The sequence below is a fragment of the Ruania zhangjianzhongii genome, assembly GCF_008000995.1.
GTDB classification, from domain to species: Bacteria; Actinomycetota; Actinomycetes; order Actinomycetales; family Beutenbergiaceae; genus Ruania; species Ruania zhangjianzhongii.
This window is the reverse complement of record NZ_CP042828.1, coordinates 58,754-84,735: the sequence shown is the minus strand read 5'-3', so window position 1 is coordinate 84,735 and position 25,982 is coordinate 58,754. Positions and strand designations below refer to the sequence as shown.

Annotated in this window: 22 protein-coding genes and 1 tRNA gene; 8 read left to right on the top strand and 15 right to left on the bottom strand. The window is 69.2% G+C overall.

What is annotated here, in order from left to right; genetic code table 11:
• Window positions 1–71: 71 nt before the first annotated feature.
• The 11 genes from FU260_RS00595 to FU260_RS00545 all read right to left on the bottom strand — a co-directional run bounded on the left by FU260_RS00595 (window position 72) and on the right by FU260_RS00545 (window position 13,103).
• Complete coding sequence (locus FU260_RS00595) at window positions 72–1,097, bottom strand: LacI family DNA-binding transcriptional regulator (protein ID WP_147915292.1); 1,026 nt, start codon at window positions 1,095–1,097, stop codon at window positions 72–74.
• A 114-nt stretch (window positions 1,098–1,211) separates the two neighbouring features.
• Window positions 1,212–3,989: a glycoside hydrolase family 38 N-terminal domain-containing protein gene (locus FU260_RS00590; RefSeq protein WP_147915291.1), complete on the bottom strand. Its 2,778-nt coding sequence runs from the start codon at window positions 3,987–3,989 to the stop codon at window positions 1,212–1,214.
• A 60-nt stretch (window positions 3,990–4,049) separates the two neighbouring features.
• The gene (locus FU260_RS00585; RefSeq protein WP_147915290.1) at window positions 4,050–5,294 is read right to left on the bottom strand and encodes a CehA/McbA family metallohydrolase; all 1,245 of its coding nucleotides are present in this window, start codon (window positions 5,292–5,294) and stop codon (window positions 4,050–4,052) included.
• A gap of 15 nt (window positions 5,295–5,309) precedes the next feature.
• The gene (locus tag FU260_RS00580) at window positions 5,310–6,377 is read right to left on the bottom strand and encodes an ABC transporter ATP-binding protein (RefSeq protein ID WP_147915289.1); all 1,068 of its coding nucleotides are present in this window, start codon (window positions 6,375–6,377) and stop codon (window positions 5,310–5,312) included.
• Window positions 6,377–7,246 carry a carbohydrate ABC transporter permease gene (locus tag FU260_RS00575; protein WP_187368349.1) on the bottom strand — a complete coding sequence of 290 codons (870 nt, stop codon included), beginning with the start codon at window positions 7,244–7,246 and terminating at the stop codon, window positions 6,377–6,379. The genes FU260_RS00580 and FU260_RS00575 overlap by 1 nt, the downstream gene beginning before the upstream one ends.
• Window positions 7,243–8,163: a carbohydrate ABC transporter permease gene (locus tag FU260_RS00570; RefSeq protein WP_235912130.1), complete on the bottom strand. Its 921-nt coding sequence runs from the start codon at window positions 8,161–8,163 to the stop codon at window positions 7,243–7,245. The genes FU260_RS00575 and FU260_RS00570 overlap by 4 nt, the downstream gene beginning before the upstream one ends.
• Window positions 8,164–8,181: 18 nt before the next feature.
• On the bottom strand, window positions 8,182–9,576 hold the full coding sequence (locus FU260_RS00565; protein ID WP_147915288.1) for an extracellular solute-binding protein: 1,395 nt from the start codon (window positions 9,574–9,576) through the stop codon (window positions 8,182–8,184).
• Between the two features lie 481 nt (window positions 9,577–10,057).
• Window positions 10,058–10,819, bottom strand: a complete 762-nt coding sequence (locus tag FU260_RS23420; protein WP_168211589.1) for a GNAT family N-acetyltransferase — start codon at window positions 10,817–10,819, stop codon at window positions 10,058–10,060.
• A 331-nt stretch (window positions 10,820–11,150) separates the two neighbouring features.
• Window positions 11,151–12,416 (bottom strand): type II toxin-antitoxin system HipA family toxin, encoded by a 1,266-nt coding sequence (locus FU260_RS00555; RefSeq protein WP_147915286.1) that lies wholly within the window; start codon window positions 12,414–12,416, stop codon window positions 11,151–11,153.
• Window positions 12,416–12,694 (bottom strand): helix-turn-helix transcriptional regulator, encoded by a 279-nt coding sequence (locus tag FU260_RS00550; protein ID WP_168211588.1) that lies wholly within the window; start codon window positions 12,692–12,694, stop codon window positions 12,416–12,418. The genes FU260_RS00555 and FU260_RS00550 overlap by 1 nt, the downstream gene beginning before the upstream one ends.
• 325 nt (window positions 12,695–13,019) lie before the next feature.
• A tRNA-Leu gene (locus tag FU260_RS00545) sits at window positions 13,020–13,103 on the bottom strand.
• A 347-nt stretch (window positions 13,104–13,450) separates the two neighbouring features.
• Between FU260_RS00545 and FU260_RS00540 the strand changes: the two genes are divergently transcribed.
• Genes FU260_RS00540 through pknB form a run of 7 tightly spaced genes read left to right on the top strand, consistent with a single transcriptional unit; the run spans window position 13,451 to window position 22,622 of the window.
• Window positions 13,451–14,158, top strand: coding sequence for an FHA domain-containing protein (locus tag FU260_RS00540; protein ID WP_147915284.1), 708 nt, complete (start codon window positions 13,451–13,453; stop codon window positions 14,156–14,158).
• A gap of 9 nt (window positions 14,159–14,167) precedes the next feature.
• The gene (locus FU260_RS00535; protein ID WP_147915283.1) at window positions 14,168–14,644 is read left to right on the top strand and encodes an FHA domain-containing protein FhaB/FipA; all 477 of its coding nucleotides are present in this window, start codon (window positions 14,168–14,170) and stop codon (window positions 14,642–14,644) included.
• A gap of 5 nt (window positions 14,645–14,649) precedes the next feature.
• Entirely contained in the window at window positions 14,650–16,053 is a 1,404-nt protein-coding gene (locus FU260_RS00530; RefSeq protein ID WP_147915282.1) for a protein phosphatase 2C domain-containing protein, read from the top strand.
• Window positions 16,053–17,642, top strand: coding sequence for an FtsW/RodA/SpoVE family cell cycle protein (locus tag FU260_RS00525; protein WP_210418168.1), 1,590 nt, complete (start codon window positions 16,053–16,055; stop codon window positions 17,640–17,642). The genes FU260_RS00530 and FU260_RS00525 overlap by 1 nt, the downstream gene beginning before the upstream one ends.
• On the top strand, window positions 17,639–19,108 hold the full coding sequence (locus FU260_RS00520; protein WP_147915281.1) for a peptidoglycan D,D-transpeptidase FtsI family protein: 1,470 nt from the start codon (window positions 17,639–17,641) through the stop codon (window positions 19,106–19,108). Before FU260_RS00525 ends, FU260_RS00520 begins: the two co-directional genes overlap by 4 nt.
• A complete protein-coding gene (locus FU260_RS00515; protein WP_147915280.1) occupies window positions 19,105–20,673 on the top strand; it encodes a serine/threonine-protein kinase in 1,569 nt (522 codons plus the stop codon). The genes FU260_RS00520 and FU260_RS00515 overlap by 4 nt, the downstream gene beginning before the upstream one ends.
• An 11-nt stretch (window positions 20,674–20,684) precedes the next feature.
• Window positions 20,685–22,622 carry a Stk1 family PASTA domain-containing Ser/Thr kinase gene (pknB, locus tag FU260_RS00510; protein WP_235912129.1) on the top strand — a complete coding sequence of 646 codons (1,938 nt, stop codon included), beginning with the start codon at window positions 20,685–20,687 and terminating at the stop codon, window positions 22,620–22,622.
• Window positions 22,623–22,669: 47 nt separating this feature from the next.
• On the opposite strand, the gene FU260_RS00505 is transcribed toward pknB, so the two are convergent.
• From FU260_RS00505 to FU260_RS00495, 4 genes are all read right to left on the bottom strand, one after another.
• Entirely contained in the window at window positions 22,670–23,320 is a 651-nt protein-coding gene (locus FU260_RS00505; RefSeq protein WP_147915279.1) for an aminodeoxychorismate/anthranilate synthase component II, read from the bottom strand.
• Between the two features lie 85 nt (window positions 23,321–23,405).
• Complete coding sequence (locus FU260_RS23415) at window positions 23,406–23,570, bottom strand: hypothetical protein (RefSeq protein WP_168211587.1); 165 nt, start codon at window positions 23,568–23,570, stop codon at window positions 23,406–23,408.
• Window positions 23,570–24,343, bottom strand: coding sequence for a class E sortase (locus tag FU260_RS00500; RefSeq protein WP_235912128.1), 774 nt, complete (start codon window positions 24,341–24,343; stop codon window positions 23,570–23,572). Before FU260_RS00500 ends, FU260_RS23415 begins: the two co-directional genes overlap by 1 nt.
• The gene (locus FU260_RS00495) at window positions 24,340–25,119 is read right to left on the bottom strand and encodes a DUF881 domain-containing protein (protein WP_187368348.1); all 780 of its coding nucleotides are present in this window, start codon (window positions 25,117–25,119) and stop codon (window positions 24,340–24,342) included. Before FU260_RS00495 ends, FU260_RS00500 begins: the two co-directional genes overlap by 4 nt.
• Before the next feature lie 141 nt (window positions 25,120–25,260).
• Here FU260_RS00495 and FU260_RS00490 point away from each other — a divergent pair, with 141 nt between their 5' ends.
• Complete coding sequence (locus FU260_RS00490; protein ID WP_147915277.1) at window positions 25,261–25,932, top strand: O-methyltransferase; 672 nt, start codon at window positions 25,261–25,263, stop codon at window positions 25,930–25,932.
• The last annotated feature ends 50 nt before the right edge of the window (window positions 25,933–25,982 follow it).

The window sequence follows — 25,982 nt, the reverse complement described above, 5'->3', positions numbered from 1 at the left end:
CAGTCACATGTCAACTGCCGGTGCTCGGCTCAACCGCCACGGATGGGTTCAACAACGGCGGGGGGCTCGGCTCAGCCGCCGGCGGTCGACTCGCGTACCACCAGCGTGGGGGTGAGCTGGACCGGATCGGGATCTTCGCCGTCGAGCACCCGAAGCAGCATCTGGAGCCCCTGCTTGCCCATCTCGTGCATCGGCGAGTGCACCGAGGTGAGCGGGGTGGGCAGCTCCGCGGCCAGGGCGGTGTCGTTGTACCCGATGAGAACGATGTCGTCCGGAACGCTCAGCTTCCGGTCCCGGAGCGCACCCATCGCGCCGATGGCGGCGAAGTCGTTGGTGGCGAAGATGGCATCCGGATACGGCCGGCCCTGGGCCAGCAGCGCCTCGGTGGCGGCCCGGCCCCCTTGAGCATCGAATGGGCCATGGATGATCCGGTGCGCCGGGACGTCGATCCCCGCCACGGCGAGCGCGGACACCAGGCCCCGGGTGCGGTCGATGCTGGTGGAGGCATAGGGCTGCCCGGACAGCACCGCCACGTCGGTCCGGCCGATCGCGGCCAGGTGCACTCCGGCCAGCCGCCCGCCGAGCTCGTCGTTGCAGGTGACCGAGGGAAACCCAGGCACCCGGCGGGAGACCAGAGCGAACTTCGCGCCCTGCTGCCGGACGTACCGGAGGAACTCCCCGTCGTAGAACGCATCGCCGAAGATGATCCCCTCCACCCGCCGCGACCGGAGGAGCTCTACCGCACGCTGCTGCCTGCCACGGTCGTCGAGGGAGTTCGCAGCGAAGGTGGCGTACCCATGGGCAGTGGCAGCCTCGTCGACGCCTTCGTGAATGGTCGCGAGCACATAGTCCTGCAGCCTGGGCACCACCATGCCGATGAAATTCGACCGGCGGGTCCGCAGGCTCACTGCTTGCGGGTTCGGCTGGTAGGCGTGCTCGGCGGCGGTCTCACGTACTCGCCGGATGGTCTCCGCCGAGGCCCATCGTCGAGCCGCTTCATCGGTCTTGGCATTGAGCACCCGGGAGACCGTCGAGGCGGAGACGCCCGTCTCCGTGGCGATCATCAGCAGGGTCGGATGCTGCGGGCTTCGTCCCATCAGTACCTTCCTCGCCGTCTCGACACCCCGCCGCGCCTCACCGGGCCGCCACTACGGTAGCCCAGCAGCGTTGTTCTCCTGCTCTCCGCACCAGCACGAGGGGCACCGGCGCCCTCAGGCCCGCAGCGTGCGCACCTCGCCCGCACGCAACGGTGCGTCTGGGGCCACCCCGGAGGGCCGCCCCCGCAGGTCGGTCACCTGCCAGGCCGCCCCGTCCGGCGCCGTGAGGCGCACGTCCTGCTCGGCCGAGCTCATGCTCACCAGACGCGCCTCCACCACGGAAGCTCCGCCGTCGCCGACCTGGCGCAGGCTGCTCAGCACCGCCGGACCGGTCAGCTCGGGGCCGGCCGCAGCGGCGGGCAGCGCACCCCCTGCTGCGGCATGTCCGCGCACCACCAACGGCTCGTGCCGGAAGTGCTCCGCCCACCGGGCGACCTCCGCCCGCTCCCAGCCACCTGCGCGCGGCAGCACAGCGAGCCGGGTGCTCACCTCGGTACCGAGGTACTGCGCGCCGGGCACCGGAATCTCCGACCCAGCCGGCTCGTCCCGCAGCGGGTGCACGTTCACGCTCATCATTCCCACCGCGCGCAGCAGGGTCAGGGCCAGCTCGTCGCCGGCCGCGCCGCCCACCACCTCGTACTCGGTGAGCTTGGCCAACAGCACATGCGCGTTCCCCGCGGAGACGAAGCCGGTGGCCGGGAAGGTGGGCAGCGGGTACTCGCCCCAGCCACCCTCGGCCGTGCGGCCCCGCCGGGTGACGTCGAACTGCCCGGAACCGAAGGAGGTGTCCACCTGCTCCCCGAGCGGCACGTGCAGCCGCAACCGGTGGTCACCCACGGTGTTCACCGCGGACAGGGTGAGCCGCACGAACGGTTCGCCGGCGCGCACCTCCACCAGCATCCGGACGGCGAGCTCTTCGGTCTTCTCCAGCCGCCGGTCCCGGTCAGCCGGGTCCACACCCAGCGGCAGGTCATAGCGGCGGGTGACCTCGATCGCTGCGCGCACCGGGCCTTCGGCCACCACGTCGGTGTGCACCGAGGTGGGCGTCTCCAGCGCCGGGGAGTGCGCGAGTGGCCCATAGTTGTAGGAGTCGCCGCGGTCGCCCTCGTCCACCAGCCGACCCACCCCGGTCAAGGTGGTGCCGTCGGTTCCGGTCAGCGTGAGCGTGCCATCCGCATCAACGACGGCGGAGACCAGGTCCCCGGTCACGCTCCGGGGCGTAGCGCGCACCTGGGCAGGACTCGTGGTCGCCTCGGCGCCAGAGGTGGTCATGGACCCGGCACCGGAAGCCGCGCGGATACTCACGTGCCCGAGCGGGGGCACCTCCGCGGCCAGGATCACCCGGCGGCGCGGCTGCGCCGTGGTCACCACCTGCCAGTGGCGCCGACCCTCGGGATCCGCGGTGGCAGCGGCCTCGATCTCCGCGGTCAGGGTAGCCAGGTCGAACGGCCCCTCGGCCACCTCGCCGACGGTGAAGTGCAACGAGTCCGCGCCCCAGGTGTAACCGTTGATCTGCTGTCCGAACAGTTCCCGGCCGTGGATCCGGCGAAGGATGCTCACCAGCTCCGCGGAGGTCATCGTCTCGTCCCCGAGCGCCGTGTCCAGCTCGCCGACCACCTGCCCGCCTGAGCCGCCGCCGTCGTCACCTGCCACGACCACCTCGGTCTGGACCGTGCGCGCCCAGGGCAGGGTGTTTGCCAGCAGGTAGGCATCGGAGGGAACGTCGGCGGCGAGGCCATCGAGCACTCGCTCACTCACGGCGCGGCCGATCTGGGCGGCGGAGGCGAGCCGGGCGGCTACCTGGTCGGCGGTCTCGTCCACCCCACAGCCGGTGATCGAGTCGTGTGCCGTGGACTCCACCACCCGGTACCAGGCAAGGTCGAAGAAGGACCGGTGGTCCTCGGCCGAGTACAGCGCGTCCAGCCGTTCGGCCTGAGTGAGGGTCAGCTCCGCCTCCGCCATCGCTGCCTTGAGGTTGGTGCGGATGGAGAACACCCCGGGCAGCAGGTTTCCGCGGGCGTGCGAGCGCAGCTCCCCCGCCACCACCTCGGGTCGTCCTGTCAGAGGTGCGCCATGACGCACTTCTGACATGACGACCTCGGAGAGAGTGGCCACCCGGATCTGCGGGGCGTCCGCACCAGCGTTGTGGGCGCGCACCCGGTCCATCAGCTCCGGCGGCGGGGCCATGTGGTCGGTGCCGAACATGCCGAGCACGGGATCCTGCCCGTACCAGGGGCGAGTCTGCTCGCGGTAGGCGGTAGCGAGCTCGGCGAGGCGATCTGGCAGGGCGAACAGGTCCAGGGCGCTGCCGTAGCCATCGAAGAGGTACTCGGTGCGCACGCTCGAGCCGTCCGGGGACTGCCAGGTGAAGCTGTGCTCGGTGACCGCAGCCGGGACCCCGCGCCACAGCGCAGCGTGCTCGATCCCGAACCCGCGCAGGATCTGTGGCATCTGCGCGGTGTGCCCGAACATGTCCGGCAGGTAGCCCACGCCCATCGCCCCGCCGAGCCGCTCGGCCCGGTCGATGCCGAGCTCCAGATTGCGCACGATGGTCTCGCCGTCGCAGCAGAACTCGTCCAGCAGGATCAGCCACGGGCCCACGGCGAGCTGTCCGCCGCGCACCAGCACCGCGACCCGTTCACGCATCTCGGGGCGGATCTGCAGGTAGTCCTCGATCGCGGCGGTCTGCCCGTCCAGAGTGAACCGGAACTGCGGATCGGCCTCCAGCCGGGTAATCACGTCGTCGAGCACGTGCACCAGGCGGAGTCGGAACACCTCGTGCGGTTCGTACCACTCCCGGTCCCAATGGGTGTGTGGGACCAGAGCGATCCCCGCGTCGGTGGGCGAGGCCGGATCTGTCGGTCCGGGTGCGGCGGGGTCGGCGTCCGTCATAGCTTCTCCGTTCAGGCGACCGTCACGTTCAGGCGACGGCCAGGTTCAGGCGAGGCCGGCTCAGGCGATGGCCAGCACGCGGCGGGTGGCGTCCTGCAGGTGTAGCCGGCCGCTGCCCCAGCTGGCCGGGAGGCGTTCGTAGGAGTCGGTGATCCGCCGGCGCCGTCCCTCGGCGTCGGCCAGCACCAGGCCTTCGGCGTCGATCGCGAGCAGATCCTCCTCCACCCGGAGCAGGATCGGCGTGTGCAGCGGACGCGGAACCCGGTCCTCGCCCACTCCCACGCTGATCGCGGTCCGCCCCGCCCGCACACCGGCCAGGATCGCTTCCGGGGAGTCGTCCTCGGCGGCCACCCAGGTGGTCGGGGTGCCGAGCGCGTAGCCGTGGTCCGGGGAGTGGAAGTCGCTGCCGCCGAGGAGCACCGCACCCGGGTCCCACCGCTGGTGGAACGCCCATGGAGCGGTCGAGGTCAGATCACGGAACCAGGAGATGTGCCAGTGCTCGAGCGCGGCGGGCAGCGCGGTGAGCGGGTGCTGCCAAGCGCAGTCGCCGTCGATCGGGTGGTTGATGCTGAGCACTCCACCGCGCCGTTCTACTTCGGCCACCCAGGTATCGGCCGGTTCTCGGAAATCGATCCAGCCGATGTCACCGAACGCGTTCGCGTGCCCGCGTGCCGTGGTCACCTCCTGGCCGGGGAGCAGAGTGATGCCGTGGGCGGCGCCGACCCGCGGCAGATGGGCGTGGTGGCTGACGGTGTTGTGATCGGTGACGGCAAGAAAATCCAGCCCGGCGCGCACCGCGGTGGCGGCGAGCTCGCTGATGCTCAGACTGCCGTCGGAGTGCACGGTATGGGCGTGGAAGTCGCCGGCGTACCAGCGCAGGCCGGCCGGGGCGGGCAGGTTCCGCTCGCTTCCGCGCACCTGCCGGGGCTGCGGTGGTGCCTCACGTTCGCGTTCCGGCTGCTCGACGGCGGGGCATGCGATTCGTAGCCTGACGTCCAGTCCCGTCGCGGGCACTTTGTGCAGACCGAGGATCACCTGCCACGTTCCGGGTTCCAGCTCGCCGGGGAGGTAGCCGGGGGTAGCGGCCTCGGCGGTGATGGTGAAGCGGTCCCGGGCACCGCCGGACCAGCCGCGCCAGCCGGACGCGCCCTCGCAGCCCAGGTCGATCACGCCGGCGGAGGTGTCATAGCTCAGCTGCACCGAGACCGACGGCGCGCCCCTGGGCACGTCGAACGGCACGGGGAGGTAGCGGGTGGCGATCTGGTCATCGAGGGTGAGGTGCAAGCGTTCCTCGGTGTGAGGCATTCAGTCGATCCGCATTCAGTTGATCCGCTCGGTGGACTCGGGGTCGAAGAGCAGGCTACGCCGCGCCGAAGAGATCACCCAGCCGTGGTCCCCCGCGGCCGGGGCATCCTCCTCGGGCACCACCAGCTGGAGCTTCTCCGCTCCGGAGTTCGCCGTGATCAGGGTGGAGGCGCCCAGGTTCTCGGTGACGCTGACCTCCACCGGGACACCGAGCGCGGTCTCCTCGGCGGACCAGCGCAGGTACTCGGGCCGGGCGCCCCAGATCACCTCGGTCCCGTCTGCCACGGTGACCCCCTCCGGCAGCGGAACGCTGCCCTCGCCCACCGGCACTGCGCCGTCGGCGATCGTGGTGGCGACCAGATTGATCGGCGAGGATCCGATGAACGAGGCGACGAACGTGTTGGCGGGGCGCTGGAACACCTCCTGCGGGGTGCCCACCTGTTGCAGCCGGCCGGACTTCATCACCGCGAGCCGGTCCGCGAGCGCGAGTGCCTCCGCCTGGTCGTGGGTGACGAACACGGTGGTCACGCCCAGGTCCCGCTGCAGCTCCTTGAGGAAGGTGCGCGCCTCCAGCCGGAGCCGGGCGTCCAGGTTGGACAGTGGCTCGTCCAGCAGCAGCACCTCCGGTTCGGTAGAGACCGCCCGGGCCAGGGCCACGCGCTGCTGCTGACCGCCGGAGAGCTGGGCCGGGCGGCGCAGGCTGAGCCCGTCCAGCGCGAGCCCGTCGGCTACGGATACTGCCTTGTCCCGGCGAACGTTCTTCTTCACCTTCTTGATCTTCAGCGGGTAGGCGATGTTGTCCGCCACGTCCATGTGCGGGAACAGCGCGTAGTCCTGGAACACCATCGCGACCCCGCGCTCACCGGGCTCGGCCTGGGTGACGTCCCGGTCGCCGATCTGCAGGGTGCCCTCGGTGATCGCCTCCAGTCCGGCGATCGAGCGCAACAGGGTGGTCTTCCCGCACCCGGACGGGCCGAGCAGGGCGAAGAACTCACCGTCGGCGATGGTGACGTCGACGCCGTCGACCCCACGGACCCCGCCGGGGTACTCCTTCACCAGGGCGGTGGTGGCGATGGTGGCCATCAGGACTTGATCCCTCCATGGAAACGGAAGCCGTACCGGCGGTTGACGAGGAAGTAGAGCAGAATCACCGGGATGGAGAACACCAGGGAGAAGGCGGAGATCAGGCTCAGGTCCGCCTGCCCGCTCTCGGTGTAGAAGGTGTACATGATCACCGCGGCCGGCTGGGACTCCGGGGAGCGGAGCAGGATGAACGGGAGCAGGAAGTTGCCCCACACCTGCACCAGTGCCCACACCGCCACGAACGCCAGCCCGGGCCGGGCGATCGGCACCACCACGTGCATGAGAATCTGGTGCGGTTTGGCGCCGTAGAGCCGGGCGGACTCCTCATAGGACTTCGGGATCGAGTCCATGAAGTCCTTGAGGATGAAGATCACCGTGGGCAGCACCCCGCCGGACAGGGCGAGGATCACCCCGGTCTGGGTGTTGATCAGGCCGGTGGTGACCATCAACTGGAACAGCGGCACCATCGCGGCGGTGCCGGTGACCACCGAGGAGAGCAGCAGTAGGCCGTAGAGCAGGCCGTCTCGGCCGGGGATGCGCACCCGGGAGAGCGCGTAGGCGGCTAGTGACCCGGTGGTGACCACCACGGCGATCGTGCCCAGCCCGAGCATCAGCGAGTTGCCGATCGAGGTGAGCGCGTAGGGGTTCTCCGCGAGCACGGAGAAGTTGTCCAGCGTCCAGTCCGGCCAGGACACGGTCAGGCTCGGGGTGGAGTTGAACGGCGCCGTGACCAGCCACGCCAGCGGCAGCGCGAAGAAGAACCCGATCACCACCATGGCGATCACGAACAGGATCCGGACGAGGAACTTCTTCACGGTGCGCCCCGGCGCGGCGGCGGGCCGTAGCGGCTTTGCGGTCTGCGCGGTCATGCCTTCCGCCCCCTACCGATGCGCATGTAGACCAGCGCGATCACCAGGTTGATCAGCAGCATCAGCAGCGAGATCGCTGCGCCGACCCCGAGCTGCCCACCGGGGATGGCGGTGCGGTAGATATACACCGGCAGGATCTCCGACGCGCCGTTCGGCCCGCCCGCGGTGAGCAGGTACGGGGTGAACGTGTTGAACGTCCAGAGCGTGATCAGCAACGTGTTGGTGAGGATGTGCCCCCGGATGTTCGGGATCACTACGTCCCGCAGCTGCTGCCAGGTGGAAGAGCCGGCCATCCGGGCGCTCTCCATCTGTGACGGCGGGACCGCGCCGAGGGCGGAGGAGAACAGCAGCATCGAGAACGCGGTGCCCACCCAGATGTTGAAGATGATGATGCTGGCCATCGGGTACTCGATCAGCCAGGCCATCCCGGGGGTGTCCAGCAGCCAGTTCAGCGTGCCGTCCCGCCGGTCCAGCAGCGCGAGCCAGAGGAAGGAACCCACCGAGGTGGGCACCACCCAGGCGGCGAGCACCAGGGTCTCCACGATCCCCTTGGCCCAGCGCGGCAATCGGCGCAGCGACCAGGCCACCGAGAACCCGAGCAGGGTCTGGCCGAGCACACCGGAGACGAGCACGAAGATCAGCGTCAGCCGGAGCGAGTTCCAGAATTCCGGATCGGCGAGGATCTGGGTGTAGTTCTCCACGCCGACGAACGAGGGGTCCGCGGCGGCCAGCCCGGTGAGCCGGTAGTCGGTCATCCCCAGGTAGATGGTCCACAGCGCCGGGAAGATCAGGAACAGCCCGATCAGCGCCAGCGCCGGGGTCATGAAGGTGCCGGCGCCCGCCTTGCCCAGCCCGGCGACGTCCTCCGGACGACGCCTGGTGCGCCGCCCGGACGCGCGCGCGGACGCGGTGCTCACGCTCACCACCGACCTCGATCAGCCGTTGTTGACGTTCTCTTCGCCGACGATCCCGGCGACCGAATCGGAATAGCCGGTCAACGCCTCATCCACGGATGTTCCGCCGACCACCGCGGCAGTGGCCTCCTGCAGGGCCACCGAGACCTCCGGGTAGGCGGCCAGACCGGGCCGATAGGTGGTGATCGGCAGCACCTCGTCGCTGATGAAGGTGAGCATGTCGTTGCCCTCGAGCAGGGTCTCGTTCACGTCCGTACGGGGGCTGATGTTCAAGCCGCCGTACTCGGCACGGGCTTCATAGGCCTCGGCAGAGTTCATGAACGCGAGCAGCTCCCAGGCCAGCTCCGGGTTGTCCGAGTTCGGGTTCAGCACCCGGCCGGTGCCGCCGGACATGGAGACGAAGTCCTGCCCGTTGACGCCCGAGCCCGGGGTCTGCGCGGGGATCATCGTGTAACCGACCACCTCGTCCCGGTTCTCCATCGGCGCGGTGCCCACCTCGGGGTCCACCACCGAGCGCCAGAAGTAGTCGCCTTCGAGCAGGATGCCGATCTCGCCCTCGGCGAAGAGGCTGAACGAGGTGTCCCGGCCGGAGGCTTCCTGCTGCAGCACCGCATCACCGAGGCCCTCGTCCACATAGATGGTGCGGTAGAGGTCGAGCACTTCGCGCATCTCGTCGGTGGCGCCGATCCACTGGTCGCCCGAGTACACCTCGGCGCCGGTTCCCGCCAGCATCGGCAGCAGCCCCTGCATCGTGGTGGCCTCACCCATCGCCGTTCCGGCGTTCAGCTGGATCGGGATCACCCCCTCGATCCCGGCCAGGGCACGGCTGGCCTCGAGGACCTCTTCCCAGCTGGTCGGCTGCCAGTCCTCGGGCAGGCCGGCCTGGGCGAAGAGCTCCTTGTTGTAGTAGAGCACGCGGCCATCGGCACCCTGTGGGACGCCGTAGACCTGATCGTTGAAGGAGAGACCGTTCTGGACGGCGTCCGGGATCTGCTCCCAGCCCTCCCAGTCGGTGACCGCGTCGCCACCGACCTCTTCGAGCGGGTTGATGTAGCCGGCCTCGGCGAACTCACCGACCCAGATGCCGTCGATACCGATGATGTCCGCGCCGCCGCCGGACTGCAGGTCCAGGGCGATCTTGGTCTTGTAGTCCTCGTCGTCCACGCCCTGGGCCTCGAACTCCACCGTGACGTCCTGGCCCTCGTCGGCCATTGCCTGCTCGAACTGCGGGATCACCCACTCGTTGATCCAGTCCGCCTCGGCCTCGTTCTTCCCGCCGCTGATCGCGTTGGTGACGATGGTCAGCGTGCCGCTGTCGCCATCGCCGCCGCCGTCGTCACCGCCGCTGCAGGCGGCGAGGGTCAGGGCCGCGATCGTCATACCGGCGACTGCGCCGGCTGCCGTCTTCCTACGCATGGTGGTTCTCCATGATCGAGGGGGTCGTGGTGGGCAGGACAGTGCCCAGGCGCCTGTACCGGGCATCCGGGGCAGGCGCTGCTGCGTACGCCCGACGGCGGTGCGGAGCCACTCAGCTTCGCCCGTCACTCGGGTGTCGCGACGGGTTCCAGTCGATCACACGCATGTCTTGTGGTCAAGGGGTTACGTCCTGTCAAACCGGTGCTGTCACCGAGGTACGCCTCACGCCCGTTCACAGCAACCAGGGTCCGGTGCTGTACGCGCTGACCTGCGATGATGCCTGGTGGTGCAGGACTGGCGACGGCCGCATGGTCCGCTGCCAACATCCAGGGCCTGGTGCAGCAGGGGTGCTTTAATGTCCGCTTGTCTGAACATTGCCGGTGATGGCCGCAGCGTTCCATCGGAGGTACGTGCGACCGTCTGAGGTTGGCACGGACTACCTCCGACCGCACCAGGTACCTCCGTTGCGATCTGCCGCGTATCAGGCCCCGCCCGCCGCCAACCTCGGGCCGTCATCGATCAGACGAATGTTGCGGGCATAGCGGGAGAAGCCGATGTCCTCATACGTGGCCGCTGCGGCGGTGTAGGCGCTGTCGCCGCGAGCGCAAACGCGTGCGTACCGCGCTCCGCGCTCTCTCGCGGCCCGCAGCGAGGCTGCGACCGCTGCGCGCGCGAGGCCGCGCCGTCGGAACCGCGGATCGGTGCCCACCGGTTCCAAGACTGCTGTGGCGTTCTCCACATCCACCCAGCACAGGCAGAATGCGGCAACGGTTCCCTCCGTATCCTCGACGATCCAGTCCAGGTCGGCGAGGTAGGGGTGGCCGGCCATCACTTGCTTGTAGACATCCGTCGTGAGGCTATGCTCTCCGCCATAGTCGGCGAACGCTGCGCGGTGTACCGCTGCTCGCGCTTGCGCATCGTCGGGAGTGCGCACCGCCCGCAGGGTGAATCCTTGCGGCACCGGTGGCACCACGAGCGGGTCGATGAGGTTGCGCCGCAGATGCGCGAAGTACGGACCGCTGTCGTCCCGCCGATACCCCCACTGGCTGAGCGCGTCGATCAGCTCGACCTCGGCGTCCATGACCGTGATGACACACCCGGAGCCGCCCCACGACTCTGCGTACCGACCGAGGATCTCTGGCAACAAGGCGAGATGCACGGGGTCGACCTGCAGGTCCAACCGCCCCGGGGACCGGGACCAGGCCCACGCCACCGCCTGCCCGTTGGACACCCAGGTGGACACCCACCATGCCGATGAGGATCGGCTCGTCTCCCACCAGAACCACGTCAGCTCCCCTGGGTGCCATCTGCTGGACCAGCTCCACATACGGCTAGCCAACTCCTGTATGCGCGCGAGCTGGCCACTATCGGTCCCGGTTCTCCAGTGGTACATTCTCGCTCCCCAGTCACGAGGCTCGCGTGCCGCAGTGCATGTTCGGCGTGTGAACTTCATTGATGGCGCCAGTGGACGTGCGGTGGCCGGCCGGTTCGAGCGCCAGGATGATCCTGGCCGCGCCGGGGGGGAACATTGCCAGCGACACCGGCAACGGTGAGGGGCATGTCGACTCCTTGGTTCATCTGAGGTCTTGCCTGGTCTTCTGGCAGTTCGTGGCGACAGGATCGAGGAGTCTGTTCCGCAGCTCGGCTGCGACCTCCCGCTCGGCATCCAGCACCGAGGACAGCGCATCAGGCAGCTGGCGGGCCAGCTCTTCCACGCGCTCGATGAGTCTTTCGGCCGGGTAGGCAATCTCGGTGGCAAAGCGTTCCCAGTGCCGTCGCGCGACTCGACCGAACCGGCTCTCGCCACCGATCTTCATGGCCGCGCTGCGCAGCCCATGTTGGTCGTCGGCGTCGTAGGGGAACCCGGATGCGATGTCGTAGAGCGGCGCTAGCCGCACCGTCCTTCCGATCAGGAGCACGCTGTAGTTTTTGGCGTGGGCGTCCGGGGCGCCGAGCAGGTAGTTCAGGACCAGGCCATCCAGGAACTGGTGTATATCGAGCCCCCCACGAGTGGTCGAGGCTCGGCGGAGCAGGTCGATGATCTGCACGGCCCGCGGACCGCCCGTACTCTCGTACTTGTCTCGCGGATAGACACTCAGGGCCTGGCAGAGGTCCTCCTGATGCACGCGCAGTACCCGGCCGTCCTCAGTGCGACGCCGGTCGTAGCGATCCACGATGATAGCGGGCTGCCCGTCGAACTCTTGGTACTGGCTCGTGGCCGCAGGCAGTCCGAGGCGGCGTGCTGTGGCAAGGCAGATATGTTCGTTCAGGGCCTGTGCTCCGAACTCCGATACCCCTGGCTTGATGATGTGGGTGGTGGGCTCTGCCCCTGTCACGCTGCACCAGGCACCCGATTCAACCCGCAGAGCGAACTTGCCTTGCGCACCGGCAAGGGACCACTTTTCGCGCGCAGCCGTCCACGACGAGGCATCGTTAGCCCGCAGCTCGCGCAGCCGGTCTCCGATTTCGCGCTCCTCGCGCGGTATCAGTTCTCCGGCCTGGTTGAGGACGTCGGGCACCTGGTCGGGACGACAGAACTGCACTGCCCCAGCGCAGTCAAGGCCGATGTGCTCCAGAAGCGCGAACGGATTGCGCCCGGAGACGTCGAACTTCCTGCCGAGCGCCTCCTTCGTCTCCTCCCGATCGGGCAGAAGCCCTTCGAGGAAGGGGTCGACCTGCCGCTTGGTGTACGGATGCTCCCGCGGGGGCATCGCGAGCGAGATTCCGGCGCCGCGGCCTACCTCTCGGTACTGGAGGCGGTGTGCCCCGCCACCGGTCTGGTGCAGGTCGGCCAGGTGCTCACCGTAGAGCAGTACTGCAAGGCTCCGCCCGGACGCCATTAGCCGTCCTCGGCGTAGAGCTCAAGCAGCTCCCGCTCGGTGTCAGTCAGTTCGGGTTCGCTGGCCGATGCCAAGACCAGGCTCAGCCCGAGTGCGCGGGCGGTAGCCATCACCATCGCGATCTCGCTGCGTTCGCCTCGGCCGGTCTCCAGGTTGATCAGCCATCTCCGGGACACTCCGGCGGCGTGCGCCAGGGCTTCCTGGGTCATACCGCTCCGGGCGCGAGCATCACGGATCGCGGTGCCGAGCCGAGGGACGCTGTCGATGCTTCGAGCCATGATGTAACGGTACTTGCACATAGTCGGAAGTGCAAGTACTTGCACATCCGACTATGTGCGGGCTCTTGCATACGCTGCGCCGATCCCGTCCGCCCGCCACCCTTCCGGGCGGGCGGGCCAATCTACGCATGGTTCCCGGTATCGGTGCTTCCAGCAACGGTGGCGAACGCCGAAGCCGCGGCAACTTCTCGTCGTCATCGCCTTGCCTCGCCGTCACTGGCGGGCAAGGCAGGGTCGGCTCCACACTCTGTGCATGAATCTATGCCTCGGGCAGAAAGAAGCCGCAGCACCCTTGAAATCGTTGGGATCCTGCGGCTTCCTACTGTGCGCGAGGGGGGAGTTGAACCCCCACGCCCTTGCGGGCACACGGACCTGAACCGTGCGCGTCTGCCTATTCCGCCACTCGCGCTTGTTGGCGATTAACTCGACCCTGGCCGTGCTGATCGCCGCATGCAGATTAGCACGCGCACCGGGCCAGAACGTAACCGGGCACGTGTGCTCAGTCACCCGAAACCGGCCCGCTGCAGGCGCGCCGAACCCGCAGCAGTGGGAGGCGCAGCGGCCTTCCACCCCGCCAGACTGAGGGCTCGGCGGACACGATCAAAGGTCGCTTGCGTGGGCAGAGGATAGGTGCTCGACCGGCACGCCTGAACCCACGCGCGCGCGATTCGGCTTACGATTCCGTGAGGACCAGTGCAGCCACGTGCAGGCTGTCGGGTCGTCACCGGCCACGAGACCAGGAGAGGGAGGTGCGCTGTGGGAGTCCTCGATCGCTTCGAGAAGGGCGTCGAGCGGGTAGTGAACAACGCCTTCGCCAAGGCATTCCGCTCCGACCTCAAGCCCGTGGAGATCGCTAGTGCTATCCGCCGGGATATGGACGAACGCACGGCCGCACTCTCCCGCGGGCGCACTGTGGTGCCGAACACGTTCACCGTGGAACTGGCCACCAAGGACTACGAGCAGGTGCGAGGCTGGGGCGAGGAGGCGATGGCGGAAGAGATGATCACCGCCGCCACCGACCACGCCACCAGCCAGGAGTACGTCTTCGTCGGGCCGGTCGAAGTGGAGTTCGACGAGGCTGACGACCTGGAGCCGGGGCGGTTCCGGATCCGTTCTGCCTCCCGCCGTGGCGCCGTCGCCCCGGCCACCACCAGTCGGGCCAGCCGCCGGCACCCGATCCTGGACATCGACGGTCAGCGCTACCTGCTCACCGGCGCCGTGACCGTGATCGGGCGCGGCAGCGAAGCGGACATCATCGTCGACGACACCGGTGTCTCCCGCCGGCATCTGGAGATCCGGATCACCTCCGACGGTGTGATCGCCAGCGACCTCGGCTCCACCAACGGCACCTACATCGAGGGCCACCACGTGGACGCCGCCACCCTGGTGGACGGCAACACGCTGACCATCGGCCGCACCCGCATCCTGTTCTGGTCCGGAGCAGACGACTCAGGCGATCGGTAACCCACGGCAATGAGCGATCTGATCGTCACCGTGATGAAGGTGGCCTACCTGGCGCTGCTCTGGCTGCTGGTACTCGCCGCGATCGGAGTGCTCCGCCGGGACGTGTTCGGCACCCGCGTGCTCGCGCACGGCAGCGTGGTCCGCAAGTCCCGGTCCGACGGCGGAGGACGCCCCTCCCGGGGTCGCACCCGGGGCGGGCCTACTCGGCTCCGGGTCACGGCCGGGCCGTTGAACGGCACCACGCTGGCACTCGGCCCCTCGGCGATCCTGATCGGCCGGGCGCCCGGGTCCACCCTGGTGCTCGACGATGACTACTGCTCCAACCGGCACGCCCGCATCTTCCCGCAAGATGGCCGCTGGTGGGTGGAGGACCTGGGCTCGCGCAACGGCACCTACCTCGGTTCGGCCCAGGTGACCGACCCGGTCCCGGTGGAGACCGGCGTCCCGATCCACCTCGGCCAGACCGTCATCGAGCTGCAGCGGTAGTCGGCGTGTCCGTAGGGTTGAACTACGCCGCCCGCTCCGATGTGGGCCTGGTGCGGAGCACGAACCAGGACTCCGGGTATGCCGGGCCGCACCTGCTCGTGCTCGCCGATGGCATGGGTGGGGCCGCCGGCGGCGACATCGCCTCCTCGATCGCGGTCGGGCACCTGGCGCCTCTGGACGGCGAGGCCCACGGTGGTGACGATCTGCTCGACCAGCTCCGCCGCGCCGTCGCCGGTGCCCACCACGATCTGATGGCGTACTCCGAGGAGAAGCCCGAGGCCGCCGGGCTGGGCACGACGGTGATAGCTCTGCTGCGCTCGGGAAGCAAGATCGGCATGATCCATGTGGGCGACTCCCGCGCCTACCTGCTGCGCGACCGTGTGCTCTCCCAGGTCACCACCGACCACACCCTGGTGGAACACCTGGTGGCCACCGGCCAGATCACCGAAGAAGAGGCCGAGCACCACCCGCAGCGGTCGGTGATCCTCCGGGTGCTCGGTGACGACCCGGATGCGCCAGAACTGGACGAGTCCATCCGCGAGGCTCGCGAGGACGACCGGTGGCTGCTCTGCTCCGACGGGCTGTCCTCCTACGTCTCCCCGGAGACCATCACCGAGACGATGCTCGCCGAAGCCGACCCAGGCCGGTGCGCCGACCAGCTGATCGACCTGGCGCTGCGCGCCGGCGGACCCGACAACATCACCGTGGTGGTCGCCGATGTGGTGAACACCACGGACCTGCCCGCCACCGCACCGCAGATCGTCGGCGCCGCGGAGACGGACCGGACCCGCCCCACCCGCGGCGGCACCGGTGCGGCGGCCCGCGCTGCGGCCCTGACCCGCAGTCCGGACGAGGACCGCGAGGAGATACCACCAGACCTGGACGAGAGCGAGCCACCGGGGCGGCGGGCGCTGCGCTGGGCGATCTCCGTCGTGGTGGTGCTGGCACTGCTGGCGGGTGCCGCCGCGATCGGGTACCGGTGGACACAGAGTCAGTACTACGTCGGCACCGACGGCAGCCATGTGGTGATCTACCAGGGTGTGCCCACCACGCTCGGCCCGCTCGAGCTGTCCCGTCAGCACCAGGTGACCGAGCTCAAGCTGGCGGAGCTGCCACCGTTCGTCCAGTCCCGGGTGGAGGCGAGCATCAGCGCGGACGACCTGGCCGACGCCGAGCAGATCGTCGAGCGGCTCACGGAGCAGAGCGGACCGGAAGAACCCACCGAGGACCCCAGCGAGGATCCGAGCGAGTCACCGCGCGGGGGCCCCAGCCAGGACTCCAGCACCGGCCCGAGCAACGGCCCGAGCGAGACGCCCACCGGCCGCGACCGGCCCTCGGACGGCGCCGGGGCACCGGCACCGGCCCACTCCGGCACCCAGACCAGCGGCACCACCGGGGGCGGTTTCTAATGGCCACCGTCGCACCGGTCCGGATCCGCACCGGCCGGGCTGCCGAGATCTGGCTGTTCCTGCTCTCCGTGCTGCTCGGCGTCGGCGGCTACGCCCTGGTCGGGCTGAACACCGGCGGCGCTCTGCCGGGAGACCTCCTCCGATTCGCCGGCGTCCTGGTGGCCCTGGCGCTGGTGCTGCACCTGGTGGTGCGCTGGCGCGCCCGGTACGCGGACCCGCTGCTGTTGCCACTGGTGATGGCGCTGAACGGCATCGGCCTGGCGATGATCTACCGGATCGACATCGGCCTGACCGGCCGGGGTCTGGCTGCCGGGTTCGGTCCGCGGCAACAGATGTGGACGATCATCGGGGTGGCCGCCGCCTGTCTGGTGATCGTGCTGCTTCGGGACCACCGGCTGCTCCGCCGCTACACCTTCACCGCGATGGTGGCCGGTATCGTCCTGCTGCTCCTACCGATGATCCCGGGTCTCGGGGTGAACATCAACGGCGCCCAGCTGTGGATCCGGGTAGCCGGGATGAGCTTCCAGCCCGCCGAGATCGCCAAGATCCTGCTCGCGGTGTTCTTCGCCGGCTACCTGGTCTCCCACCGGGACGTGCTCACCCTGGCCGGGCCGAAGTTCCTCGGCCTCCAGCTGCCGCGCCTGCGCGACCTGGGCCCGCTGGTCGTCGCCTGGGCCGGGGCCATCCTGGTGCTGGTGGTCGAACGCGACCTCGGCACCTCACTGATGTTCTTCGGGCTGTTCGTCGCCATGGTGTACGTGGCCACCGAACGGTTCAGTTGGATCCTGATCGGTCTGATCATGTTCGCTGTCGGGGCGACCGTGGCGATCATGGTCTTCCCGCACGTCGCCGACCGGTTCGACATCTGGCTGAACGCCCTCGACAACGAGATCTACAACCGGGAGTACGGCGGATCCGGGCAGATCGTGCGCGGGCTGTTCGGACTGGCACTCGGCGGCCTGCTCGGCACCGGCTGGGGCGACGGCTTCCCCCACCTGGTCTCCTATGCCAACTCCGACTTCATCATCGCCTCCCTCGGCGAGGAGCTCGGACTCACCGGGTTGATGGCGATCCTGCTGATCTACCTGGTACTCGCCCAGCGCGGGATGCGGATGGCGATCGGGGTGCGGGACGGATTCGGCAAGCTGCTCGCGTCCGGTCTGGCGTTCACCCTGGCGTTCCAGTGCTTCGTGGTGGTCGGCGGCGTCACCCGGCTGATCCCGCTCACCGGGCTGACCATGCCGTTCATGGCCGCCGGCGGCTCCTCCCTGGTGGCGAACTGGATCATCGTCGGCCTGCTGATCCGCATCTCCGACTCCTCCCGCCGCCCGGCGAGCGAGGTCGGCGGCGGAGTCTCCACCGAGACCGCGATGGAGATCATCGGCGCCACCGATGAACGCGAGCACCGCCCCGAGTCCGGGCCGCACGGCCCGGAGGGTGAGCCGGACTCCGACACCCAGGCCACCGCCGTCGGCCTGGCTCCGGTCCGCGACCAGGGCCGGGACGAGACGGACCACCGCAGCCCGCACGAGGACGACGACGGCTTTGGCAACGGCGACGAACCGACCCAGGTGGTGAGAGGCGAATGAACACTCCGCTGCGCCGGCTCTCGGTAGTGATGCTGGTGATGTTCTTCGCTCTGATGGGCTCGGCCACCTACGTCCAGTTCGTGCAGGCGGAGTCCCTGAACGGCGACGCCCGGAACGTGCGCACCCTCTACGAGGATTACGGCCGGGACCGCGGCCCGATCGTGGTGAACGGCGAGTCGATCGCACTGTCGGAGCCGGTGGACGATGCGTTCGGCTTCCAGCGCGTCTACACCGACGGCCCGCTGTACGCCCCGGTCACCGGCTGGTACGGGATGTATCAGATGACCGGGCTGGAGCGGGCCACGCACAGCGTGCTGAACGGCACCGACGACTCCCTGCTGCTGGCCCGGATACGTGCGATGTTCACCGGCGCGGAGAACAACGGCGGCAGTGTGGAGCTGACCATCGATGCTCAGGCCCAGCAGGCCGCCTGGGACGCTCTCGACGGGCGCAACGGCGCCGCGGTGGCGATCGACCCGAGCACCGGGGCCATCCTCGCGATGGTCTCCAGCCCCAGCTACGACCCGAACGAGCTGGCCGGGCACTCCAGCGCCGAGGTGGACGCCGCCTATGCCGAGCTCCTGGAGGATCCGAACAACCCGCTATTCAACCGCGCGATCGCCGGTGACCTGTACGCCCCGGGCTCCTCGTTCAAGCTGATCGACCTGGCGATGCTGCTGGAGACCGGCGAGTACGAACCGGACACGATGGTGCCCGCACCCACCGAGTACCTGCTGCCCGGCACTGAGGACACCTACATCCGCAACCCCGGCGGTGCCACGTGCGGTAGCGGCGGTGAGGCCACGCTCGAGTACGCCCTGCAGGTCTCCTGCAACACCCCGTTCGCGATGCTCGCCGTGGAGCACGGCCAGGAGGCCCTGGCCGATCAGGCCGAGGCATTCGGGTTCGGGCAGCGGTTGAACATCCCACTCTCGGTCACTCCGAGCATCTTCGGTGAGGATTTGGACGACGCCCAGCTGGCGATGAGCGCGATCGGCCAGTTCGATGTGCGCACCACCCCGCTGCAGATGGCGATGGTCTCCGCCGCCGTGGCCAACGACGGTCAGCTGATGACCCCGTACCTGGTAGCCACCGAGCGCGGGCCGGACCTGCAGGTGACTCGCGAGGCCGACCCCACCGTGTTCGCTGAGCCGATCTCCTCTCAGACGGCGGCGACGATGACGGACCTGATGGTGAACGTCGTGGACAACGGCACCGGGCAGAACGCTCGGATCTCCGGTGTGCAGGTGGCGGGCAAGACCGGTACCGCGGAGACCGGGGTCGAGGGCCCCGACGGGGTGGTGGCGCCGAACGCCTGGTTCACCGCATTCGCCCCGGCCGACGATCCGCAGGTAGCAGTCGCCGTGATGCTCGAAGGCGACGAGCAGCTCGGTGCCGCCGGCACCGGTGGCACCGTCGCCGCCCCCGTGGCCCGAGAGATCATCGAGGCGGTGCTCGAGGAGTGAAACCGGCGGCCGGCCTCCTTCTCGGTGAGCGCTACGAGCTCACCGAGCGGCTTGCCATCGGCGGGATGGGTGAGGTGTGGGTGGCCACCGACCTGAACCTGCGTCGGCACGTCGCGGCGAAGGTGCTGCGCGAGGAGTTCGCCGGTGACCAGCACTTTCTCGGGCGGCTGCGGGCCGAGGCGGTGAACTCGGCGGCACTGACCCACCAGAACATCGCCGCCATGTATGACTACGGGGAGCAGCGTGGTTCCGGCTATCTGATCATGGAGCTGGTCCGCGGGGAGTCGCTGGAGGAGCTGCTCCGCCGCGAGCACACCCTGGAGCCGTCACAGGTGCTGCCGGTACTGGCTCAGACCGCACGCGCGCTGCATGCGGCGCACCGCGCCGGGGTGGTGCACCGGGACGTGAAGCCCTCGAACATCCTGATCACCCCGGACGGGAACGTGAAGATCACCGACTTCGGGATCTCCCTCGGTTCGAACCAGGCCCCGATGACCGCTGCCGGGATGGTGATGGGCACCGCTCAGTACCTGCCTCCGGAACAGGCGATGGGTCGCGCGGCGACCGGTGCTGGGGACATCTACGCCCTCGGGGTGGTGGCGTACGAGTCGCTGGTGGGCAAGCGGCCGTTCACCGGCACCAACCAGGTGGACATCGCGTTCGCGCATGTGAAGCAGCCGCTGCCGCCGCTGCCAGACTCCCTCGATCCGCGGGTGCGCGAGGTGGTGGAGCAGATGCTCGCCAAGGATCCAGAGGCCCGTCCCCGGTCCGCGGCCTCACTGGCCCGCACGCTGGAGGCGATCGCGTCCGCGCTCGAGGTGGTGATCGAGCCGGAACGGCCTGCCACCAGCGTCGGCGGCACGCCGCCTGCCGGGATGACGACGGCGGAGCCTGGCTCGAGCGATCCGCTCACCTCGGTCGGTGGTACCGCGGGCGCAGCGGCAGCGGACTCTGGGGGCGGCCCGGCGGGGCCGGGCAACCCGTCCGGGGGCCAGGCGAGTTCGGCCGCGCAGCCGAGCAGTTCCCCGCAGCCAGGCAGCGCTCCGCTCGGCCCGCCGACGGCGGCACAGCCCTCGGTCGGATCCCGCACCGGGGGCGGGGGGCGTCCTGTGCAGCACGGTGCCGAGGCGGCGGGTGGGGCGGGTGCGGCGGGCACCCGGCGCGGTGGCGCCGAGGACGACGCCCCGGACGAGGACGACGACAACTCGCCCCTCCTCTGGCGACCGCTGGCCGGTACGGCACGCACCCGACGGCTCCCGAACGATCCCGACGGGGCACCGGCCGGCGGCGGCGCGGCGTCATCTCGATCACGTCACGATTCTCGCCGGGCGGCGGGCGCCCATCGCCGCCATAATCAGGCAAACCCGCTGGTCAGCGCGCTGTCGGCGCAGTTCGGTTCCGCCTGGTGGTGGCCCCTGGTAGTGATCGCTCTGGCTGCTATCGGCACCATCGCTGCGCTGTGGTTCACTAGGCTGGGCGCTGCCAACGCCGCGTGGGCACTCAGCGCTGCCCTCGTCCTGCCAACCACCATCGACCTATCGGGCCCCGCCCGCCACAGAAAGTGAAGGAACGCTAAGTGGTGAACGACGTTCCCCGAGTGCTCTCCGGTCGTTATGAGATCGGCGAGCCGATCGGTCGTGGCGGGATGGCTGAGGTCTACATCGGGCGCGACAACCGGCTCGGCCGAACCGTGGCCATCAAGATGCTCCGCTCGGACCTGGCCCGCGATCCGAGCTTCCATGCCCGCTTCCGCCGGGAGGCCCAGTCCGCCGCATCGCTGAATCACCCGGCGATCGTCTCGGTGTACGACACCGGGGACGAGGCGACCACCGGCGTGGATGGTGCCGAGGTGGCGATCCCGTTCATCGTGATGGAGTACGTGGAGGGGCACACCGTCCGCGACCTGCTCAAGGACGGTTCCGCGCTGCCGCTGGACGAGGCCGTTGAGATCACCCAGGGCGTTCTGGCCGCGCTGGAGTACTCCCACCACGCCGGCATCGTGCACCGGGACATCAAGCCCGCGAACGTGATGCTCACCCCCACCGGAGCGGTGAAGGTGATGGACTTCGGTATCGCTCGCGCGATGGCGGACTCCTCGGCCACGATGACCCAGACCCAGGCCGTGGTCGGTACCGCACAGTACCTCTCCCCGGAGCAGGCCCGGGGCGAGGTGGTGGACACCCGCTCCGACCTCTACTCCACCGGCTGCCTGCTGTACGAACTGCTCACCGGACAGCCCCCGTTCAGCGGAGACTCCGCCGTCGCAGTGGCCTACCAGCACGTGAGCGAGCACCCGAAGCCGCCCAGCGAAGTGGCCGGCGACGTTCCGGAGCCGCTGGACCGAATCGTGATGAAGGCCCTGGCCAAGGACCGGGACGCCCGCTACGCCACCGCGGCGGAGTTCCGCGCCGACCTGGACGCAGCGATCTCCGACGGCGTGGTGCAGGCCCCGTCCCTCGCGGCGGCGGCAGCCGCCGCCCCCGCCACCCAGGTCCTCGGCGCCGCAGGCACCGCACCGCCGGACGTGTTCCCCAGCCGTCGGGAGACGCTGGGCGACGCCACGGACGAGGACAAGCCGAAGCGGTCCAAGGCCTTGGTGTGGGTGCTGGCGATCGTCGCCGTACTCGCCGCCGCGGCGATCGCGATCCTGCTGATCAACCGACCGGAACCACCGCCACCGCCACCGGCGCAGGTGGCCGTCCCCGACCTGGCTGGGATGACCCAGGACGAGGCCCGAGCTGCCTTGCTGGAAGTCGTGCCCGAAGGCGGCAGCGAGGGCCTGGAGCTGGTGGTCGGAGACCCGGTCGCTGATCCCGACGTCCCCGAGGACCAGGCGGTCAGCTGGACCCCGGAGACCGAGACGATGGTGGACGAGGGCAGCTCGGTGGAGGTGGTCTTCTCCTCCGGTCCCGGCGAGCTGGAGCTACCGGACGTGTCCGGGATGAGCCAGGACCAGGCGCGGCAGCGGCTGGAGAGCGAAGGGTTCAATCCGGCAGGCTTCTCTGTGGCCACCGAGGACGTGCCGAACGTGGCGCAGGACGATGTGATCCGTACCGAGCCGGAGGCGGGCACGATGGCCCACCCCGATGACCCGATCGAGATCGTCATCGCCACCGGGAACGTGGAGCTGCCCGACCTGGTGGACCGTGACCTGGAAGAAGTCCGTAACATCCTCAACGATCTCGGGTTGAGCTCGAGCATCACCGAGCAGGAGGACGAGGGACAAGCCGGTCGAGTGCTCAACCAGAACCCCGGTGCAAGCACGGTGCCGAACAACACCACAGTCGATCTGGTGGTCTCGATACCGGTGCCGGAGCCGACCGATGAGCCGAGCGAGTCGCCGAGCGATGACCCGTCCGGCGACGCGGAGTCGCCGAGTGATGACGCGTCCGGCGACACCGAGTCACCGAGCGATGACGCCGGCGCGGACGCCAGTGGCGAGGCCGATGCGAGCGGGAACAACAACGACCAGACCGACGCGGGCGCGGACAGCAACGGCAACAACGGCGGCTAGCCGTCCGGCCGGACGCTGGACCAGTGCTGCGGGAGCAGTGGTGCGGATCAGTTCGTGGGGATAGCGGACCCCTCCACCAACGGAGCCAGTCCTACGCTCCGGGCGGGTGCGCCGTCGTCACCGGTGATCGCCAGCCAGTTCGCCAACAGCCGGTGACCTCCCTCGGTGAGCACCGACTCCGGGTGGAACTGCACCCCGTGCAGCGGCAGGCTGCGGTGCTGCAGACCCATGATGATGTCCCCATGGGTGGTGGCAGTCACCGTCAGGACGTCCGGCACGGTCCCGGCGAGCACCGCCAGCGAGTGGTAGCGGGTAGCCGTCAGCGGGGAGGGTAGCCCGTCGAACACCCCCTCCTGCTCGTGCTCGACCTGCGAGGTCTTGCCGTGCATCAGCTCAGGGGAGTGCCCGACCGTGCCACCGTAGTACTCCCCGAGAGCCTGGTGGCCGAGGCAGACGCCGAGCAACGGGGTCTGCGTGCGGGCGCATCGGTCGACCAGGTGCAGCGACTCCCCGGCCTCCTTCGGGGTGCCCGGGCCCGGGGAGATCAGCACACCGTCATAACCGGTGAGCACCTCCGGCGCACGCAGCGCCGGGTCGTCATTGCGCAGCACGGTGGTCTCGGCGCCGAGCTCCTGCAGATAGCCGACGATCGTATAGACGAAGCTGTCGTAGTTGTCGATCACCAGAATGCGGCTCATGTCGATTTCTCCTTGCCTAAGCGCTGCGGTGCCTCGCTCCGGCACAGCTCGTTCCTCGCCGTCCCTCCGCGGGGGCTCCTCACGCTCACGCCGACCCTCCTACGGTCTGGTCGTTGAAGGGCATGTGCGGGGCGATCGCGGGGAACACCCAGAGGAACAGCACCGCCACCACTGCTGTCAGCAGTGCGAGCACGAGCACCAGGCGAACCAGCACAGGTCCCGGCAGATGACGCCAGATCCAGCCGTACATCACTGGCCTCCTTCCAGCTCGGCGGGGTGACCATCGTCCAGCGGGATCCAGTGGTCCAGCTCAGCGTGCACGATGTAGCGTTCGGCAATCGACCAGAGCGGGTGGCACGTGGTCAGGGTGAGCATCCGCTCGGTCGGCTCCACCCCCGGGTCCCCCGGCACCGGAGCGATCACGTCCACCTGATCGGGGCGGACGACCTGATGAGCTGTCACCGTGTAGACGTACCAGGCCTGAGCCGTCTGCACGATGACCGAGTCCCCTTCGGCAAGGGTGTCGATGGAGTAGAACGGCTTGCCGTGCGTCTGCCGGTGCCCGGCCACGGAGAAGTTGCCGATCTGCCCCGGCATCGCGGTCTCCGGGTAGTGCCCCACCCGGCCGGCGTCCAGCACGGAGGCACGGTCCACCCCGTGCGCGATCGGCATCCGGTAGTCCTGGCCCCAGTCCGGTACGTACAGCGTGCCGAACACATCCCCCTCGGCCGGCACGAGCTCCTCAGGTGGCTCATCGGTCCGGGGGCCCCCGACGTTGTCCGGGGCCTCGGGAATGGTCTCCTCGAACCGCTCGATCGCGATGTTCGCGGACCGAGCGCCCTCCACGTCGGTCCACCACAGCTGCCACACCACGAACAGCGCGAGCAGCACCCCTGCGGTGATCAGCAGCTCCCCGAGCCCACCGGCGATCGCCGCGCCCACCGACGGTCGTGACTTGCGCCCGTGCCGCCGCGGTGGCGGATCCTGCTGCGCCTCGTCCAGCATGTCGGTCAACGTGCTCACGACCCACTGCCCGGCGGAGCGTCCAGCGTGATCGGCTCGTCACCGGGCAGCCGGGCGTACTGCATGGACAGACCGCCCTCGATCGCAGGCATGGTGAGCGAGTCCTGCTGCTCGACGGACCAGCCCAGGGAGACGGCGTCCACATAGGTGCGGTAGGCCGTGACGGCTTCGGACTCGTCCAGTGCAGTGCGCAGCTCGTCCTGATCCCCGATCGCAGAGAGCGTGTACGGCGGGGAGTACGTGTAGCCGTCGAGCAGGAGCACATTGCCGACGCAGCGAATATCGGTCAGCGGACCGACCCGGTGCCCCTGCACGGTGACCGCCTCGGCACCGCCGACCCAGAGCGCGTTCAGCACCGCCCACAGGTCCTGTTCGTGCACCAGCAGGTCATCGGCATGGAAACCCTCGGGGATGTCATGGATCAGCGGCGAATCCCAGAGCGAGACCGTCACTCCCGCACCTTCGGCGGCGGTGCGACCAGAGGCGAAGCTCAGCTCCGGGCTCGCGGCCACGTCCGGGTTCGCTCGAGACTGCGCGGCCACCAGCTCGTCCACCTGGGCCTGCAGGTCCCGCACCTCGGTATTGGTCTCCTCCAGCCGATCGTTCTCGGAGCGGACCAGCTCCTGCAGATTCATCGGCTGCCGGCCCGAGGAATCAGCGAACAGAGACGCATTCGTGGCGAACATCAGTCCGGCGAGCACACCGACCACAGCGACACCGAGGGACATGCCCGTGCGGTTCGGCGGCTGCGGTGGCTGTTCGGGTGACTGACCCATAGCAGAAGCATACGGTGGCCGTCCGCACGGGTGACCATCCCGACCACCGGGCGCTGCGCCCGCCCGGATGAGACCCCACACAGCGGTGCGGGCCACCATCCCTGCTCGCGGCGAGCCGCCTGCTGATGCCAGGATGACCGCATGGACTCTCCCCGGGACTGGACCGCCGTCGACGACTACTTCACCGACGAGCTGGTCCGCCAGGACCAGGCGCTCATCGATACCGCGCGGGGTGACGCCCGGACGACCGCCCCCGGGATCGCCGTCTCCCCGCCGCAGGGCAAGCTGCTCTCGCTGATCGGCGAGATGATCGGTGCCCGCCGGGCGCTGGAGTTCGGCACGCTCGCCGGGTACAGCACGCTCTGGCTGGCGCGTGCGGTGGGCCCGCAGGGGCGGGTGGTCAGCCTGGAGCTGGAAGAGCAGAACGCCGCCGTGGCCAGGGAGAACCTCACCGCTGCCGGGATGAGCGATCGGGTGGAGATCCGGGTCGGTCCGGCGACCGCGACCTCGGCTGCACTGGTCGCGGAACCGGCCGAGCCTTTCGACCTGGTGTTCATCGACGCGGACAAGCCGAACAATCCCGCCTATCTGGAAGCGACGATGGCCCTCACCCGGCCCGGGAGCGTGATCGTGCTGGACAACGTCACCCGGCAGGGTCGGGTCGCCGACTCCGAGTCCACTGCTCCCGACGTGATCGGCGTGCGGACCGCGCTGCGCACCATCGCCGAGGATCCGCGGCTGGACGCCACGGCACTGCAGACCGTCGGGATGAAGGGGTGGGACGGGTTCGCCGTCATCTACCGTCGCAGCTGAGCGAAAACACTTAGCCCTTGCGCTAAGTGTTTCGATCGACAATACTGTGC

Coding starts and splice junctions, on each gene's coding strand:
- FU260_RS00575 (WP_187368349.1), bottom strand. CDS start 7,246: ATGACCGCGCAGACCGCAAAGCCGCTACGGCCCGCCGCCGCGCCGGGG.
- FU260_RS00565 (WP_147915288.1), bottom strand. CDS start 9,576: ATGCGTAGGAAGACGGCAGCCGGCGCAGTCGCCGGTATGACGATCGCG.
- FU260_RS00580 (WP_147915289.1), bottom strand. CDS start 6,377: ATGGCCACCATCGCCACCACCGCCCTGGTGAAGGAGTACCCCGGCGGG.
- FU260_RS00595 (WP_147915292.1), bottom strand. CDS start 1,097: ATGGGACGAAGCCCGCAGCATCCGACCCTGCTGATGATCGCCACGGAG.
- FU260_RS00505 (WP_147915279.1), bottom strand. CDS start 23,320: ATGAGCCGCATTCTGGTGATCGACAACTACGACAGCTTCGTCTATACG.
- FU260_RS00525 (WP_210418168.1), top strand. CDS start 16,053: ATGGCCACCGTCGCACCGGTCCGGATCCGCACCGGCCGGGCTGCCGAG.
- FU260_RS00590 (WP_147915291.1), bottom strand. CDS start 3,989: ATGACGGACGCCGACCCCGCCGCACCCGGACCGACAGATCCGGCCTCG.
- FU260_RS00555 (WP_147915286.1), bottom strand. CDS start 12,416: ATGGCGTCCGGGCGGAGCCTTGCAGTACTGCTCTACGGTGAGCACCTG.
- FU260_RS00495 (WP_187368348.1), bottom strand. CDS start 25,119: ATGGGTCAGTCACCCGAACAGCCACCGCAGCCGCCGAACCGCACGGGC.
- FU260_RS23415 (WP_168211587.1), bottom strand. CDS start 23,570: ATGTACGGCTGGATCTGGCGTCATCTGCCGGGACCTGTGCTGGTTCGC.
- FU260_RS00550 (WP_168211588.1), bottom strand. CDS start 12,694: ATGGCTCGAAGCATCGACAGCGTCCCTCGGCTCGGCACCGCGATCCGT.
- FU260_RS00490 (WP_147915277.1), top strand. CDS start 25,261: ATGGACTCTCCCCGGGACTGGACCGCCGTCGACGACTACTTCACCGAC.
- FU260_RS00520 (WP_147915281.1), top strand. CDS start 17,639: ATGAACACTCCGCTGCGCCGGCTCTCGGTAGTGATGCTGGTGATGTTC.
- FU260_RS00535 (WP_147915283.1), top strand. CDS start 14,168: ATGAGCGATCTGATCGTCACCGTGATGAAGGTGGCCTACCTGGCGCTG.
- FU260_RS00585 (WP_147915290.1), bottom strand. CDS start 5,294: ATGCCTCACACCGAGGAACGCTTGCACCTCACCCTCGATGACCAGATC.